Annotated in this window: 15 protein-coding genes; 8 read left to right on the top strand and 7 right to left on the bottom strand. The window is 66.1% G+C overall.

What is annotated here, in order from left to right; translation table 11 throughout:
* Positions 1–70: 70 nt before the first annotated feature.
* The 5 genes from ACF3ND_RS15515 to ACF3ND_RS15495 all read right to left on the bottom strand — a co-directional run bounded on the left by ACF3ND_RS15515 (position 71) and on the right by ACF3ND_RS15495 (position 5376).
* Positions 71–766 carry a 5'-methylthioadenosine/adenosylhomocysteine nucleosidase gene (locus tag ACF3ND_RS15515; protein ID WP_394062013.1) on the bottom strand — a complete coding sequence of 232 codons (696 nt, stop codon included), beginning with the start codon at positions 764–766 and terminating at the stop codon, positions 71–73.
* A 34-nt stretch (positions 767–800) separates the two neighbouring features.
* Positions 801–1619, bottom strand: coding sequence for a bifunctional hydroxymethylpyrimidine kinase/phosphomethylpyrimidine kinase (thiD, locus tag ACF3ND_RS15510; RefSeq protein ID WP_394062011.1), 819 nt, complete (start codon positions 1617–1619; stop codon positions 801–803).
* Positions 1620–1623: 4 nt separating this feature from the next.
* Entirely contained in the window at positions 1624–2433 is an 810-nt protein-coding gene (locus ACF3ND_RS15505; RefSeq protein WP_394062009.1) for a thiazole synthase, read from the bottom strand.
* 157 nt (positions 2434–2590) lie between these two features.
* Positions 2591–3478 carry an ABC transporter substrate-binding protein gene (locus ACF3ND_RS15500; RefSeq protein WP_394062007.1) on the bottom strand — a complete coding sequence of 296 codons (888 nt, stop codon included), beginning with the start codon at positions 3476–3478 and terminating at the stop codon, positions 2591–2593.
* 50 nt (positions 3479–3528) lie between these two features.
* Positions 3529–5376, bottom strand: coding sequence for a TonB-dependent receptor domain-containing protein (locus tag ACF3ND_RS15495; RefSeq protein ID WP_394062005.1), 1848 nt, complete (start codon positions 5374–5376; stop codon positions 3529–3531).
* Positions 5377–5796: 420 nt separating this feature from the next.
* On the opposite strand from ACF3ND_RS15495, the gene metH reads away from it, so the two are divergent.
* The gene (metH, locus tag ACF3ND_RS15490; RefSeq protein ID WP_394062002.1) at positions 5797–9570 is read left to right on the top strand and encodes a methionine synthase; all 3774 of its coding nucleotides are present in this window, start codon (positions 5797–5799) and stop codon (positions 9568–9570) included.
* A 1-nt stretch (position 9571) separates the two neighbouring features.
* Positions 9572–10399: a helix-turn-helix transcriptional regulator gene (locus tag ACF3ND_RS15485; RefSeq protein ID WP_394062000.1), complete on the top strand. Its 828-nt coding sequence runs from the start codon at positions 9572–9574 to the stop codon at positions 10397–10399.
* A 19-nt stretch (positions 10400–10418) separates the two neighbouring features.
* On the opposite strand, the gene ACF3ND_RS15480 is transcribed toward ACF3ND_RS15485, so the two are convergent.
* Complete coding sequence (locus ACF3ND_RS15480) at positions 10419–11876, bottom strand: DHA2 family efflux MFS transporter permease subunit (RefSeq protein WP_394061998.1); 1458 nt, start codon at positions 11874–11876, stop codon at positions 10419–10421.
* Positions 11877–11952: 76 nt separating this feature from the next.
* Here ACF3ND_RS15480 and ACF3ND_RS15475 point away from each other — a divergent pair, with 76 nt between their 5' ends.
* The 4 genes from ACF3ND_RS15475 to ACF3ND_RS15460 all read left to right on the top strand — a co-directional run bounded on the left by ACF3ND_RS15475 (position 11953) and on the right by ACF3ND_RS15460 (position 14363).
* Positions 11953–12144 (top strand): DUF3460 family protein, encoded by a 192-nt coding sequence (locus tag ACF3ND_RS15475; protein WP_394061996.1) that lies wholly within the window; start codon positions 11953–11955, stop codon positions 12142–12144.
* Between the two features lie 17 nt (positions 12145–12161).
* On the top strand, positions 12162–13004 hold the full coding sequence (locus ACF3ND_RS15470) for a segregation and condensation protein A (RefSeq protein WP_394061994.1): 843 nt from the start codon (positions 12162–12164) through the stop codon (positions 13002–13004).
* A 38-nt stretch (positions 13005–13042) separates the two neighbouring features.
* Positions 13043–13891, top strand: a complete 849-nt coding sequence (gene panC / locus ACF3ND_RS15465; RefSeq protein WP_394061992.1) for a pantoate--beta-alanine ligase — start codon at positions 13043–13045, stop codon at positions 13889–13891.
* 181 nt (positions 13892–14072) lie between these two features.
* Positions 14073–14363, top strand: coding sequence for a response regulator transcription factor (locus tag ACF3ND_RS15460; RefSeq protein WP_394061990.1), 291 nt, complete (start codon positions 14073–14075; stop codon positions 14361–14363).
* A gap of 13 nt (positions 14364–14376) precedes the next feature.
* Here ACF3ND_RS15460 and ACF3ND_RS15455 read toward each other — a convergent pair whose 3' ends face one another.
* Positions 14377–15015 carry a hypothetical protein gene (locus ACF3ND_RS15455; RefSeq protein ID WP_394061988.1) on the bottom strand — a complete coding sequence of 213 codons (639 nt, stop codon included), beginning with the start codon at positions 15013–15015 and terminating at the stop codon, positions 14377–14379.
* Between the two features lie 134 nt (positions 15016–15149).
* On the opposite strand from ACF3ND_RS15455, the gene coaE reads away from it, so the two are divergent.
* Together coaE and zapD are read left to right on the top strand one after the other, a co-directional pair.
* Positions 15150–15752, top strand: coding sequence for a dephospho-CoA kinase (gene coaE, locus ACF3ND_RS15450; RefSeq protein WP_394061986.1), 603 nt, complete (start codon positions 15150–15152; stop codon positions 15750–15752).
* A 49-nt stretch (positions 15753–15801) separates the two neighbouring features.
* On the top strand, positions 15802–16557 hold the full coding sequence (gene zapD / locus ACF3ND_RS15445) for a cell division protein ZapD (RefSeq protein WP_394061984.1): 756 nt from the start codon (positions 15802–15804) through the stop codon (positions 16555–16557).
* Positions 16558–16608 lie beyond the last annotated feature (51 nt).

Below are 16608 nucleotides of genomic sequence, written 5' to 3'. Positions count from 1 at the left end.
TTGGCAAAGAATCGATTATAAGCCAGCGCACCAGTATCAGCGCGCCGGGGCATGGAACCTGTCCACGTTCTCAGCATGCCGGCACCATGGCGTGCAGCAGGGCGCTGGCATTGTCCACGGCGATCGGCAGGAAGGTGTCGAAATCCATGTGCGCGCCCTGGTTGGCATTGTCGGAGATGCTGCGGATGCAGACGAAGGGCAAGGAGTTCAGATAGCACACGTGGGCGATCGCGGCGCTTTCCATCTCGCAGGCCAGCGCTCCGAACGTACGGGTCAGCCATTGTATTTTATCGTTACAGGCGACGAATTGGTCGCCGGTAACAATTCGGCCCACGTGCACCCGGTGGCCCTCGATGCGCTGCGCCGCCTGGCGGGCGATGGCCAGCAGGGCGGGGTCGGCCGGAAAGTCGAAGGTGTCCAGGCGGAATATCTGGCCGGGCGGCAGGCCCAGGGCCTGCACGTCCATGTCGTGCTGCACCAGCGTGTCGGCGATGACCACGTCCCCGGGCACGATGCCGGGGGCCAGGCCGCCGGCGATGCCGATGTTGATGATGCGGCCGACGGAGAATTCCGAAATCAGCAATTGCGTGCAGGCGGCCGCATTGACCTTGCCCACGCCGCAGACCACGGCCACCACGGCCTTGCCCAGGTAGGCGCCGCAATGGAAGGTCATGCCGGCGCGGTGATGGGTCCGGACGTCCTGCAGGCGGGCCAGCACGACTTCCAGCTCTTCGTGCATGGCGACGATGATACCGAGTGTAGACATAGAAGCGAAAGGCGCCGCCCGTGGGCGGCCGCAGTTAGGAGGACGGCCAGAGGCGGTGGAAATGGTGCACCGGGCCATGGCCGTTGCCCACTTCCAGCTCGCCGGAGCGGGCGATGGCTTCGTACAGATACTGCTTGGCCGCCAGGGCGGCTTGCGGCACGCTGGCGTGCTGGGGCAGCAGGGCGGCCAGCGCCGCTGACAAGGTGCAGCCGGTGCCGTGCGTGTTGGCCGTGGCGATGCGCTTGGCCGGCATTTCTATCATCTGGTCGCCGTCGTGCAGCAGGTCGATGCAGTCCGAACCGGGCAAATGGCCGCCTTTCAGGAATACCCAGCGCTGGTCGCTGTGGTCCATCAGGCGGCGCAGGCGTTCGGCCGCCTGGCGCATTTCCTTCAGGGTCTCGACCGGGCGGGCGTCCAGCAGCACGCCGGCCTCGGGCAGGTTGGGCGTGATCATGGTGCATTGGGGAACCAGTTCTTCGCGCAGGGCGTTGACCGCGGCGCGTTCCAGCAGGTGGTCGCCGCTCTTGGCGATCATGACCGGATCCAGCACCAGATGCCTGGGCTTGAAGTGCGCCATGCGGTCGGCCACCACGCGGGTGACGGCTTCCTGGCCCAGCATGCCGATCTTGACGGCGTCGATGCGCACGTCGGCGAACAGGGTATCGATCTGCTGGCGCACGAAGTCCACGGGGACGGGGCAGATGCCGGTGACGCCCTGGGTGTTCTGGGCGGTCAGGGCGGCGATCACGGCGGTGGCGTAGGCGCCCAGCGCACTCATGGCCTTCACGTCGGCCAGAATGCCGGCGCCGCCGGAGGGATCGACTCCGGCGATGGTCAGCGTATTGGGGATCATGTCGTCAGGACGTGCGGGAGTGGATCAGGCCTTCGGTGGGCGAGCTGGGGTCGGCGTCGTAGTACTTGCGCGGCACGCGGCCGGACAGGTAGGCCTGGCGGCCGGCCTGCACGGCCAGGTTCATGGCGCTGGCCATCAGGATGGGCTGGCGCGCGCCCGCGATGGCGGTGTTCATCAGCACGCCGTCGCAGCCCAGCTCCATGGCGATGGCGGCGTCCGAGGCCGTGCCCACGCCGGCGTCCACCAGAACGGGGACCTTGCTCTGGTCGATGATCAGGCGCAGGTTCCAGGGATTGAGGATGCCCATGCCCGAGCCGATCAGCGAGGCCAGCGGCATGATGGCCACGCAGCCTATGTCCTCGAGCATGCGCGCCTGGATGGGGTCGTCGGCGCAGTAGACCATGACGTCGAACCCTTCGGCGACCAGTGTCCTGGCGGCTTTCAGGGTCTCGGGCATATTGGGGAACAGGTTGCCGGAGTCGCCCAGCACTTCCAGCTTGACCAGCTTGTGGCCGTCGAGCAGCTCGCGCGCCAGGCGCAGGGTGCGTACCGCGTCTTCGGCGGTGTAGCAGCCGGCGGTATTGGGCAGCAGCGTGTACTTGGAGGGCGGCAGATAGTCCAGCAGGCTGGGTTCGTCGGCGTTCTGGCCGATATTGGTGCGGCGGATGGCCACGGTGACGATTTCCGCGCCGCTGGCTTCGATGGCCTCGCGCGTTTCGTCGAAATCCTTGTATTTGCCGGTGCCCACCAGCAGGCGGGATTGATAGGTCTTGCCGGCCAGGACAAATGGGTCGTTCATCAGGGTGTGGGTCATGGTGGTGATGCGGGAGAACTGCGCGCGGACAGGCGCAGGCTGTTTCAAATAGCCAATAAACAGAAGAATAATCGATTTATGGATTCCGCGTGGGCTGGCCCGCGGCCATCGTGGCGAATCGGCGGCCAAGCGCGCGGCGTCCGCCCGGAAGCGACGCTCAGGGCCGGCTGGCCCGGTAGTGGTCCAGCTGTTCGCACAGCTCGTGCGTGGCGTCGATCAGGCGGGGGCCGGGGCGGTACAGGGCGTCGGGGTCCAGGTTGAGCAGGGCCTGGGGCGCCAGCCCCAGGTGCTTTTCCCAGAACCGGTGGCGCTCGCGCAGCATTGCCGGGTCGCGGTAGGCCATGATGACCACCTGCGGCTTCTTGTGCAGCACGTCTTCCAGGCTGATGGTGGGCGCCACGGCGGCGTGCCCGGCGTAGATATTGCGCGCGTCGCAGGTGTCGAGCACATCCTGTGTCAAGGGATCGCGGGCCAGCGTATACAGCGGCTCGTGGCCGATCTCCAGGAAAGCCGTTACGGCGTCGCCCGGATGGCGGTCCTGGCGCAGCGCGGCGATCTGGTTCTCCAGGGCGGCGGCGGCCCGTTCGGCCTGGTCCCGCGTGTCCAGTTCCAGCCCGGCCTGACGCACCAGGGCGGGAATGTCGTCCAGGCGGACGGGAGCGGCCAGGGTCAGGCCTATGCCGGCCTGCTGCAGCTGCCGGGTCAGTTCGGGGCCGATCTGACCGCTCTGCCAGGCCCAGACCTGGTCGGGCTTGAGCTGCAGCAGCCGTTCGGGGTTGACGCGCAGCGCATCGCCGATGCGCGGCAGGGTCAGGGCGTCGGGCGGAAAATCGCTGGCGCTGTCCACGGCCAGCAGTTGGTCGCCCGCGCCGGCGGCAAAGAGGATTTCCGTGATGTGCGGGGCCAGGCTCACGACCGTGGGAGGCTCCGCCCGCGCCGGCGCGGCCTGGCTGCTCGCGCAGGCCGCTTTCGCGGCCAGCAGACATGCGCCGGCCATGGCGGCCAGGAGCCGTCGCAGGCGGGAAGTCGTAGCGAAAGCGGGCATGGTCGGGGTTTCCAGGACGGGCCGGCGCAAGGCCGGCCCTTGCGCCATTCTTACATGCGCCAGGCCAGGTTCAGGAATACGCTGGAGCCGGGATTGTTGTAGCCGCGGATCAGGGTGTAGTCCTTGTCCAGCACGTTGTTCCAGCGCAGCTGGGCTTCCAGGCTGGCGGTGATGGGGTAGCTGGCCGTCAGGTTCAGCAGGCCGTAGCCGCCCAGGCGCACCTTGTTGTCCGCGTCTTCGTAGCGGCGGGTGGCGAACTGGTACTCGGCGCCGACTTTCAGGGCGTCAAAGCGCTGTTCCACGGCCAGCTTGTAGTTCTGCCTGGCGCGGCGGATCAGCTGATTGCCGGTATTGTCGTCCTTGGGATTGGCGAAGTCGGCGCTGGCCGTCAGAGTGGTGTCGCCCAGCTGCTTCATGGCCGTCAGGGTCAGGCCGGTGATGCGGGCGCGCTCCGTGTTGGAGGTCGTGCATTCGAAATTCGCATCGCAGACGTAGGGATTGATCATGTCGCGGATGCGGTTCTGGTAGACCACCAGGCCCAGCTCGGTCGTGTCATCGGCATAGCGTACATGGCCTTCCACGTTGCGCGACTTCTCGGGGCGCAGGTCGGGATTGCCCTGGAAGCCCCAGCTGTAGGGGGTGTACAGGTCGGCGAAGGTCGGCGCGCGAAAGCCGGTGTTCGCCGCCACGCCCACGGTCCAGTTGTCGGTCACGTCCAGGTCGTAGCCCAGGCCGCCGGTCACTTTGTTGCCGTAGCCGCTGATATTGTCGTTGCGCACGCTGGCCTGCAGGTGGTGGCGGTCCAGGTCGCCGCGGTAGATCAGGGCGAAGGCATTGGTGTTGCGCTTGTCTTCGTTGTGCACGGTGGTGTGCTTGATGCGCTCTTCCAGGCGCTCGGCCAGCAGCGAGACGGTGTGGCCCTGGGCCACGGCCAGGTCGTTCTGCCAGCTGTACTGGCGCTGCAGGGTGGAATAGCGCGAGCCGTACAGGCGGGTTTCCACATCTTCCTTGCTCAGCGAGGCGCTCAGGCGGCTGGTCCAGCGTTCGGCCAGCTTGTTGGTGCTGGTCAAGCCATAGGCCTGCTGGCGGGTCAGCGTGCTGGGAGCCTTGATGCCGGGGCCGCCGTCGAACTGGCCGTCCATGTAGCTGTTCAGCGCAGTCAGGCCCAGGTGCTGGCCCTGGGCCCATTCATAGCCCAGCGTGCCGCTGAAGCCGTGCTGCGTGTAGCCGTTCTTGTCGCGGTTGTAGGTGAAGCTGCCGGCCTGCGGGTTGGTGGCGTTGAAGCCGTCGCTCGTGCCGTAGCCGGTCGCCAGGCTGTAGTCCCAGCCCTGCGTGGCGCCGGAAAAGCCGGCGCTGGACTTGAAGGTGTCGTAGGAACCCAGGCCCACATTGCCCCAGGCGCTCAGGGCGCGTTCGCGCTGGCCTTTCCGGGTGATGATGTTGATCACCCCGCCGATGGCGTCCGATCCGTACAGGCTGCTGCCGGCGCCGCGCACGATCTCGATGCGTTCGATCAGCGCGGGATCCAGCGCCTGCCAGTTCACCGAGCCGCTGGTCGAGCTGTTGATGCGCATCCCGTCGATCATGACGCGGGTCTGCTGTGGATTGGTGCCGCGCAGGTAGATGCTGGTGACGGCTTGCGGGCCGCCGTTGGTGGTGATCTCCACGCCGGGCTGGCGCTGCAGGATCTCGGCCACGCTGCTCTGGCCGGCTTTCTGGAGGGCGTCGCGGCCTATCACGGTCACGTCGCCCACGACGTTCTTCAGCGGCTGTTCGATGCGGCTTGGAGTGACCACGATCTGTTCGAGCTTGGCGACGGGGGCGGTCTGGGCGGCGGCGAGCAGCGGCAGGGCGCCGGCCACGGCGGCCATCAATGGCCGGAGGGAAAATGCGGACATGGTGATTCCTGTATGACGTGCGTCCCCGCACGTCGTTGAACGAGGCCGCCCGGCGGTGGGGCGGCAATGGATTCAGGGCGGCAGGAACCTGCGGGCAGGTCCCAAGAGGCTGGTATCGGGCTATGCGCGGGGCATGTACCGTTGCGGGGGCAGCACGTTTGGCCGCTCCTGGGCGGAGCGGGGGTCGTTTCCCATTTGACTTTCCCAGGCCCGGGCGGGGCCGGACCGGAAAGCACCTCTTTCCGAGCGGCAAATGTTACATGCCTGTGACGCAAACGTTAAGGGTTTGGGTCTGTTCGCGGATGCAAAAGGCTACAATTGTGGCGTCAATCCACCAGATTCGCGGCCGGCGCCCTTGGAGGCCAGCAAGCCGGAGGCGCGGCGCGGGGGTCTTTTTTTTACTTGCCACGGGGTTTGCCAGTGTCCCATCCTGCTTTGCCTTATCCGATTTCCGCCTACACCCGCGGGGCCGAGTTCGCTCGCCGCCTGGGCCGGCGGATCATGATCCTGGACGGTGCCATGGGCACCATGATCCAACGTTACAAATTGGGCGAGGCGGATTTCCGGGGCGAGCGTTTCGCGGACCATCACAAGGACCTGAAGGGCGACAACGAACTGCTGTCGCTGGTGCGCCCGGACATCATCCGCGAGATCCACGACCAGTACCTGCGAGCGGGCGCGGACGTCATCAGCACCAATACCTTCGGCGCCACGGACATCGCCCAGGGCGACTATGACCTGCCGGGCATCAGCTACGACCTGAACCTGGAATCGGCGCGTCTGGCCTGTGCGGCGCGCGACGCCTTCAGCACCCCGGACTGGCCGCGCTTCGTGGCCGGCGCGCTGGGCCCGCAGCCCAAGACCGCCTCCATTTCCCCGGACGTGAACGATCCGGCGGCCCGCAACGTGACTTTCGAGCAGTTGCGCGTGGCCTACGCCGAGCAGGTCAACGCCCTGCTGGACGGCGGCGTGGACATCCTGCTGATCGAGACCGTGTTCGACACCCTGAATGCCAAGGCGGCGGTGTTCGCACTGGAAAGCGTCTTCGAGGAGCGCGGCGAGCGCGTGCCCGTCATGGTGTCGGGCACGGTGACGGACGCGTCGGGGCGCATCCTGTCGGGCCAGACCGTGGAAGCCTTCTGGAACTCCATGCGCCATGCCCGCCCCATCACCATAGGCCTGAACTGCGCCCTGGGTGCGGCGCTCATGCGCCCCTACGTGGCCGAGCTGTCCAAGCTCTGCGACACCTATGTCTGCGTGTACCCCAACGCCGGCCTGCCCAATCCCATGGCGGAAACGGGCTTTGATGAAACGCCGGCCGATACTTCCGCCCTGCTGCAGGAATTCACCCAGGCCGGACTGGTGAACATGGTGGGCGGCTGCTGCGGCACCACGCCTGAACACATCGCCGCCATCGCCGAGCTGTGCCGGGACCTGCCGCCGCGCGTCGTGCCCGAGGTTCCCGTCAAGACGCGCCTGTCGGGCCTGGAGCCCTTGAACATCGACGACGAGACCTTGTTCGTGAACGTGGGCGAGCGCACCAACGTCACGGGCAGCAAGGCCTTTCTGCGCCTGATCCGCGAAGAGAACTACGAAGAGGCCCTGTCCGTGGCGCGCCAGCAGGTCGAGAACGGCGCCCAGATCATCGACATCAACATGGACGAGGGCATGCTGGATTCGGCGGCCTGCATGCACCGCTTCCTGAACCTGATCGCCTCCGAGCCGGACATCGCCCGCGTGCCCATCATGATCGACAGTTCCAAGTGGGACGTGATCGAGACCGGCCTGCGCTGCGTGCAGGGCAAGGCCATCGTCAACTCCATCTCCATGAAGGAAGGGATCGAACCCTTCCTGGAGCACGCCCGCCTGTGCCGCAAGTACGGCGCCGCCGTGGTGGTCATGGCTTTTGACGAGCAGGGCCAGGCCGACAACCTCCAGCGCCGCATCGAGATCTGCGAGCGCGCCTACCGCCTGCTGGTGGACGAGGTGGGCTTCCCGCCCGAGGACATCATCTTCGATCCCAACGTGTTCGCGGTGGCCACGGGCATGGACGAGCATGCCAACTACGGCCTGGACTTCATCCAGGGCGTGAGCTGGATCCACAAGAATCTGCCGCACGCGCGCCTGTCGGGCGGCATCTCCAACGTCAGCTTTTCCTTCCGCGGCAACGAAGCCATGCGCGAGGCCATCCACACGGTGTTCCTGTACTACGCCATCCGGGAAGGCCTGACCATGGGCATCGTGAACGCGGGCCAGCTGGGCGTGTACGCCGACATCGAGCCGCATCTGCGCGACCTGATCGAGGACGTCATCCTGAACCGGGCCGAACCCAAGGGCAAGACGGATCCGGCCGACGAGCGCACCCCCACGGAGCGCCTGGTGGAGATGGCCGAAAGCGTGAAGGGTTCGGGCGCCAAGAAGGAAGAAGACCTGGCCTGGCGCGAGGCCTCGGTGGAGCAGCGCCTGATCCACTCCCTGGTGCATGGCATCACCACCTTCATCGTGGAAGACACGGAAGAGGTCCGGCAGAAGATCGCCGCCCAGGGCGGCCGCCCCATCTCCGTCATCGAAGGCCCCCTGATGGACGGCATGAACGTGGTGGGCGACCTGTTCGGCCAGGGCAAGATGTTCCTGCCGCAGGTGGTCAAGTCCGCGCGCGTCATGAAGCAGGCCGTGGCCCACCTGATTCCCTTCATCGAAGAAGAAAAGCGCCAGATCGAGGCGGCCGGCGGCGACGTGCGCTCCAAGGGCCGCATGGTCATCGCCACAGTCAAGGGCGACGTGCACGACATCGGCAAGAACATCGTGTCGGTGGTCATGCAGTGCAACAACTTCGAAGTGGTCAATATGGGCGTGATGGTGCCCTGCGCCGAGATCCTGGCCAAGGCCAAGGAAGTGCAAGCCGATATCGTGGGCCTGTCGGGCCTGATCACGCCCAGCCTGGAGGAAATGGCCTACGTGGCGTCCGAAATGCAGCGCGATCCCTACTTCCGCGAGCGCAACATTCCCCTGATGATAGGCGGGGCCACCACCAGCCGCGTGCACACGGCCGTGAAGATCGCGCCGCACTACGACGGCCCGGTCATCTACACGCCGGACGCCAGCCGCTGCGTGGGCGTGGCCACCAACCTGGTGTCGGACAATGTCGAGGAGTTCCTGGCCGAGATCCGCGAGGAATACGAGCAGGTGCGCCAGCGCCACGCCAACCGCAAGGCCACGCCGCTGATCTCCCTGGACAAGGCCCGCGAGGACAAGCCGGCCATAGACTGGTCCGCCTATGTGCCGCCGCGTCCGAAGTTCATCGGCCGGCGCGTGTTCAAGAACTACGACCTGGCCGAAATCGCCCAGTACATCGACTGGACGCCTTTCTTCCAGACCTGGAGCCTGTTCGGCAAATACCCCGCCATCCTGGAGGACAAGGTGGTGGGCGAGCAGGCCAGGACCTTGTTCGCGGAAGGGCAGGCCATGCTCAAGAAGGTCATCGAAGGCCGCTGGCTCACCGCCAACGGCGTGGTCGCCTTCTACCCGGCCAACACGGTCAACGGCGAGGATATCGAAGTCTATGCCGATGAGTCGCGCAGCGAGGTGCTCTTCACCTGGCGCAACCTGCGCCAGCAGGGCGTCAAGCGCGAAGGCGTGGACAGCAAGTGCCTGGCCGACTATATCGCGCCCAAGGAAAGCGGCGTGGCCGACTACATCGGCCTGTTCGCCGTGACCGGCGGCCTCGGGGTGGACAAGCTGTCCGAGCGCTTCCAGGCCGAGGGCGACGATTACTCGGACCTGATGATCAAGGCCCTGGGCGACCGTTTCGCCGAAGGTTTCGCCGAGTGCCTGCACGCCCGCGTGCGCACCGACCTGTGGGGCTACGTCACCGACGAGCGCCTGTCCAACGAGGAGCTCATCGATGAAAAATACCAGGGCATACGTCCGGCTCCCGGCTATCCGGCCTGCCCTGAGCACGTGGTCAAGCAGGAGATGTTCCGCGTGCTGCAGTGCGAGGAGATCGGCATGTTCATTACCGACAGCTACGCCATGATCCCGGCCTCCAGCGTGTCCGGCTTCTACTTCAGCCACCCCCAGTCCAAGTATTTCAACGTGGGCAATATTGGCGAAGACCAATTGCAGGACTACATCCAGCGCAGCGGCCGCACGGAAGAGGACGTGCGCCGCACGCTGTCCAGCGTGCTGGGCTGACATGGCCGGGCGCACCGGAACCGCTGCGGAGCAGTCCGCGGCCCTGACCCGGCGCCAGGCGCTGGGCCGCTTCCTGCGCCATGCCCGTGAACGCATCCGGCCCGAGGACCTGGGCCTGGCTCCCGGCGTGCGGCGGCGCACGCCGGGACTGCGCCGCGAAGAGGTGGCGCAGTTGTGCGACATCAGCACCACCTGGTACACCTGGATCGAGCAGGGCCGCGATGTCACCGTCTCGCCGGCGGTCTGCGCGCGCCTGGCGTCCGTGCTGAAGCTGGCCCGCGCGGAGCGCCACTACCTGTTCGAGCTGGCCGACTGCGCCGATCCGGAACACTGGCAGGGCGACATCCAGCCCCTGCCGCAGGGCTTGAGCGCCTGCGTGGACAGCATCACTGCGCCGGCCTACATCCTGGATCGCAGCTGGAACGTGCTGGCGCGCAACGAGGCCCTGCTGGAGCTGTTCGACGGCTGGCCCGACCGCAGCGAGCAGCCCAATCTGCTGCGCTATATCTTCCTGGATCCGGCCGCGCGCGACCTGGTGGTGGACTGGGAGCAGCGCGCCAGCCGCGTGGTGGCCGAATTCCGCGCCGATGTCGGCGCGCATGCGAACGAGCCCGATCTGCAGGCCCTGATCCACGAACTGACCCAGCAAAGCCAGGTGTTCGCCTTCTGGTGGGGGCGGCAGACGGTGGTCGAGCGCGAAGGCGGCCTGCGGGATTTCCGGCATCCGCGGCTGGGCGTGCGGCGCTTCCAGCAGTTCACCTTCAGGCTGGCGATCCGGCCGGACTGCAAGCTGGTGATGCTGCTGGCCGATGCGGCCGCTCCAGCCTGAACCGGCGCTGCGCGGCCCTCTAGCGCTGGATGACTTTCCGGGTCTGTTTTTCCTGCAGGGCGTCGCCGTCAGCCGGCGACAGGCGGGCGAAGGACAGGCTGGAGGCGGCCGTGATGGCGCCCAGGATCAGGAAGGCCCAGACCACGTCCTGCGTGGCAACGGCGGTGGCGCCGCGCAGGGACATGCTGACGTTCAGGGTGACGGCCGCGCAGGCCACCCCCAGGCTGATCGCCAACTGCTGGGCCATGGCCGCGAAGCTGCTGGCGCGGCTCATGGCGTACGAGTCCAGGTCGGCATAGGTCAGCGTGTTCACGGCCGTGAATTGCAGCGAACGGAAGAAGCCGCCCGCCGTCAGCACGGCGGCCATCAGCCACAGCGGCGTGCTGGCCTGGAACAGGGCGCAAAGGGCGATGAACAGCCCGGTCAGCCAGGCGTTCACGATCAGCACCCGGCGAAAGCCGTAGCGCCGTATGATGGGCGGGGCGGCCAGCTTCATGACCAGCGCGCCGATGGCGCCCGTGAAGGTGATCAGGCCGGCGGCCAGGGCGCTCATGCCGAAGCTGGTCTGCAGCAGAATGGCCAGCAGGAAAGGCGAAGCGCCCAGGGAAAAGCGGCACAGATTGCCGCCCAGCACGGAAATGGCGAAGGTCTTGGTGCGCAGCAGCGTCAGGTCGATGATGGGGTAGGCGGCCTGGCGCGAATGCCAGCCGTACCAGAGCCCGGCCGCCAGGCCGGTCAGGGTCAGCCAGCCCAGGGTGGGCCAGCTCAGCGTGCCGTGGCCCACGTTCTCGAAGCTGGTCACCAGCGTGGCCAGGCAGACGGCGCTCAGCAGAAAGCCCAGCCAGTCCAGGGGGGCGCGCTCCATGGGGTAGTCTTCGCGGATGTACTTGAGCACCAGGGCGATGCCCAGCAGCCCCACGGGAATGTTGATCAGGAATATCCAGTGCCAGGTGGCGTAGGTGACCAGGAAGCCGCCCACCGGCGGGCCGATGATGGGCCCCAGCAAGGCGGGCAGGGTCAGCACGGCCATGGCGCCCAGCAACTGGTCCTTGGGCACGCGGCGCAGCAGGATGATGCGCCCGACCGGCACCATCATGGCCCCGGCCATGCCCTGCACCACCCTGGCGGCCACCAGTTGCGGCAGGTTCTGGGACAAGGCGCATGCAACAGAACTGACGGTAAAGAGTAAAATGGCGGCCAGGAACACCTTGCGGGCGCCGAAGCGATCGGCGGCCCAGCCGCTGATGGGCACGAACACGGCCACGGCCAGCAGGTAGCTGGTGATGATGATGTTCATGCGGATCACGCTGGTGTCCAGCGAGAGCGCCATGGTGGGCAGGGCGGTGGCCACCACCGTGGAGTCCAGCATCTGCATGAAGAGCGCGCAGCCGACGATGTAGGGAATGATGCGTATGGCGCGGCGCTCCTGGGAAGACATGGCCGCATCGGCAGCGGTTTCGGTCGTGACAGACGTCATGCAGCGAGCTCTCCGGTGTTCGGTGCAGTAAACTCGAACTTTTCTGTTATCCAATTACTTTAGGCGTACAGGTATTATGGCAAAGAATTACGAATCGGAAATCACCCAGTTCCTCAAGCAATACAAAGATCAGTATCCCGATACCGAAGCGCGTCAGCGCGAAGGCCGTCATCGTCTGTGGGACAAGCAGATCGACCAGGAGCTGCAGGACGGCTACAAGGCGGCGCGCACGCCTCAGAAGCCTTACGTGTACTACGAGAACAACTGAAGCCGCACGCCTGACCTGTGTCCGAGATCGAACAGGAAATCGCGCTGGACGAGCCGCAGGCCGATGCCGATGCGGTGCTGGCGCGACTGTACGGCGAACCCCTGTTCGCCATACCCCAGGATCTGTACATCCCGCCCGATGCGCTGGAAGTCTTTCTGGACGCCTTCGAAGGCCCGCTGGACCTGTTGCTGTACCTGATACGCAAGCAGAACTTCAACGTCCTGGACATTCCCATGGCCCAGGTCACCGGGCAGTACCTGGCCTATGTGGAACAGATCCGCGCCAGCAATCTGGAGCTGGCCGGGGAATACCTGCTGATGGCGGCCCTGCTCATCGAGATCAAGTCCCGCATGCTCCTGCCCGTGCGCAAGGCCGATACCGGCGAGGAGGTCGAGGACCCGCGCGCCGAGCTGGTGCGCCGTCTGCTGGAGTACGAACGCATGAAGTTGGGGGCGCGCCGTCTGGACGAGCTGCCCTTGCAGGGGCGCGATTACCTTCTGGCGGCCGCCCACGCCGAGCTGGTCGTGGAGGAGATCCTGCCCGAGGTCTGCGCCGACGACCTGCGCCAGGCCTGGCTGGGCATCCTCAAGCGCGCCAAGCTCAACGCCAGCCACAAGATCACCCGCGAGCAATTGTCGGTTCGCGATCACATGAGCCAGATCCTGCGCCGATTGCAGGACGTGCGCTTCATGGAATTCACCCAGCTTTTTTCCGAACGCCTGGATCAGGGAGATCCGGCGGCGGTGATTGTCGTGCACTTTCTGGCCATGCTGGAACTGGCACGAGAGTCCCTGCTTGAAATCACCCAGGCCGAGCCCTATGCTCCCATTTACCTGCGCCTGACCTACATCCGGGCCTAGGGCGGGCCAGCCGGCCTCATTCCGTAGCGGAGAAATTTTTGAAAGTCGTCCACAACATCCAAGAACTGCGCGATCAGCTCCAGGGCCAGACACGCGTGGCATTCGTGCCTACCATGGGCAATCTGCACCAGGCTCACCTGTCGCTGATGAAGCTGGCCCGTCAGCACGGCGATCCGGTGGTCGCCAGCATATTCGTCAACCGCCTGCAGTTCGGGCCCAACGAGGACTTCGACCGTTATCCGCGCACCTTGCAGGACGACGTGGCCAAGATGGAGCAGGAACGGGACGTGTACGTGCTGTTCGCGCCGTCGGAAAAGGAAATGTACCCGGAGCCGCAGAATTTCCGCGTCAGCCCGCCGGACCACCTGGGCCGCATCCTGGAAGGGCATTTCCGCCCCGATTTCTTCGAAGGCGTGTGCACGGTGGTGCTCAAGCTGTTCTCCTGCGTGCAGCCGCGCGTGGCCGTGTTCGGCAAGAAGGATTACCAGCAGCTGATGGTGGTGCGCCAGATGGTGCGCCAGTTCCAGCTGCCGGTGGAGATCCTGGCCCACGAGACCGTGCGCGAAACCGACGGCCTGGCCATGTCGTCCCGCAACCGTTACCTGAGCGAGGCCGAGCGCGCCGAAGCGCCGCAGCTCTACCAGGCGTTGCAGGACATGGCGCGGCAATTGCAGCAGGGCGACAGCCGCGAGCAGATCGAGGAGCGCGCCGCCCGCCGCCTGGCCGAACGCGGCTGGCAGGTGGACTACATGGCCCTGCGCCGCCAGTCCGACCTGCTGGAACCCACGCCGGAACAGATCCAGGGCGGCGAGCCGCTGGTGGCCTTGGCCGCCGCCAAGCTGGGCGCCACCCGGCTGATCGACAACCTGGAGATGGTGAAGGCCTGATTGCGCGATCACGGCAGCAAGGACAAGGAAGCACGGTTCAGGCCGTGCTTTTTTATTGACAACTTAGACCTGTGACAAAGTCATCCTGTCAGAGCTAACAGTCGCTCGGATGTTGCATAAAATGACAAAATATGTCTTATGGTTAACAAGTTGAGCCAGCGGCGGCAGGACCGCCCGGCACATGTATCGCGAGGCTGACATGGTATTGAATGGTCATCTTCCCGCCAACGTCCTCTTCGACAGCCTGACGCCGCGCGAGCGCGACGTGCTGTCCTATATCGCCATCGGCAAGGCCAACAAGGTGATCGCGGCCGAACTGGCCATTTCCCAGCGCACCGTGGAGGCGCACCGGGCGCGGGTCTTCCAGAAACTGCGGGTGCGCAATGCCGTGGAACTGACCCGGTTCGTGTTCAGCGAACCGGGCCTGCTGGAGGCGCTGCCGCCCAGGGTATCGGGCAGGCAGGCGGGTTAGAGCCGGTCTGGGCTCAGCGGCAGGCCGGGACGGGCTTGCCGTCCAGCTCGGCAATGGGGTCGATGTCGGCCTGGCGGGTCAGGCGGCTTTCCAGCGTGGGGCGCTGCTGGTTGAATGTATTGATGCGCAGCACATTGCCATTCACGAAGCTCAGGTCGGCCAGCGTGGTGTCGTTGTCCGCCAGCAGGGCGATGCGCGTGGGCTGCGCGCCTATGGGCACCCAGCAGCCGCCGGCGCTGCGCGCCTGTCCGCCGTCCAGGGACACGGCGCGCAGGCGCCACTGGCCGGCGGGCGCCAGCGTGACGCTGATCTTGGAAGGCGAGCAGGCGCCGCCCTGGGGCGGGCAGGACAGCGTGCCCAGGAAGGTCTTGGGCTCGGCCAGTTCGGCCACGGCCGTGCCCAGCGGCGCGGCTTGCTGTTCAGCCTGGGCGGGAGCGACGGGGCGCACGCCTTCCTGGTCGCCGAAGCCCAGGGTGATCTGCGAAGGAGCGCGGGTCGTGTCGCGGCCCTGGGCGTTGCGCAGGGCATCCTGCTGCGTGGAGCCGCGCCCTTCGTTGGGATCGGGCTGGGCCGGGTTCTGGGCGCAGGCCGCCAGCAGGGCGACCATGACCAGGGAAAGGGGACGCAGGGACGTGATCTTCTGAAAAGGCATGGCGGACTTCCGTGGAGAGGGATACTGCGATTCTACGCGAGACCTTGCGCGCAGGACAGCGCCGCCGTTCGCCTGCGGGGTAGGAGGATCGCCGTCCTTACGTTACAGTTTCATTTTTGACGGATGGACGGCGCATGCTGACGATAGGGCTGACGGGGGGAATCGGATCGGGCAAGAGCAAAGTGGCGGATTTCTTCGCCGCCTGGGGCGCGGCCGTCATCGATACGGATGTGATCGCCCATCAGCTCACCGCGCCCGGCGGGCAGGCCATCGAACCCATCCGCCAGGCCTTCGGGCAGGAGTTCATCGCCGCGGACGGATCCATGGACCGCGACCGCATGCGCGCCCGCGTCTTTCAGGATCCGCCGGCGCGCCGCCGCCTGGAGGGCATCATTCATCCCTTGATTTCAGCCGTAACAAAAGCACAGACCTTGACTGCGCAGGGATGTTATCTTGTCGTGGTGGTGCCTTTGCTGGTGGAGTCGGGCCGGTGGCGGGAGCGGGTGGACCGCATCTGCGTCGTCGATTGCGATCCGGCCACCCAGGTGCGCCGCGTGCAGCAGCGCAGCGGGCTGTCCATTGCCACGATTGAGCGTATCATGGCCGCACAGGCCACGCGCGAGCAGCGTCTTGCGCTGGCCGATGATGTCGTCCTGAATGACGGGGAGACGACGCTGCCGCTCCTGGAGCAGCGCGCCCGGGCCGTACACGAAGCCTGGCGCGCCCTGTCCGGTTGAGCGCGGGTCCCGCCCCGCCGCAAGCAGTCTAATAAAGGTTTCTAAACGCGTGACTTTATACGAATACCCATGCAACGAGCGTGTCAGGGCTTTGCTCCGGGTGGAATACCTGTTCGAGCGGCTGTTTCACTTTGCCCGCAGCCTGGACGCGCACTCCCATCAGGTTGCCGTGGCAACCCTGTTCGACTTGCTGGACATCTCCGATCGCACCGACTTGCGCTCCGCCGTCCTGCAGGACCTCGAGCGCCAGCGCATCGCGCTGGCGGCCTTGCGCGAGCATCCCGGCGTGCAGCTGCAGGCGCTGGACAAGATGCTGGACGAAATCAACGGCGCGGCGGCCGAGCTGTCCGCGCAGGGACGGGTGGGCCAGGGCCTGCGCGACAATGAATGGCTGGCCAGCCTGCGCGGCCGGGTCGCCGTTCCGGGCGGCACCTCGCAGGTGGACATGCCGTCCTACTACTCCTGGCAGCAACGTCCCGATGCCGAGCGCGTCGAGGACATCCGGCGCTGGTCGGAGCCCTTTGCGCCCCTGTATCAGGGCCTGGCCCTGATCCTGCGCCTGCTGCGCCAATCGGGCGACGCGGTCGAGCAGACCGCCCGCGAAGGCTCCTACCAGGAGATGCTGGCCGGCAAGTCCTTCCAGTTGCTGCGGGTCTGGGTGAACGCCGGCGCGCGCATCTATCCCGAGATGAGCGCCAACCGCTATGTGGTGTGGGTGCGCTTCGTGCAGCAGGACAACCAGCTCAAGCCGCAACCGGTCACGGCGGACATTCCTTTCCGGCTGGCGCGCTGCAATTTCGGCTGAACAGTTCCGTTCATATCAGGTTCAGGTAGCGGCTTTTATACTTGGCCGGGC

The sequence above is a fragment of the Alcaligenes sp. WGS1538 genome, from assembly GCF_043187505.1.
GTDB lineage: Bacteria > Pseudomonadota > Gammaproteobacteria > Burkholderiales > Burkholderiaceae_B > Alcaligenes.
Note: the sequence above shows the minus strand (reverse complement) of the source record. Positions and strands in the feature narration are given on the sequence as shown.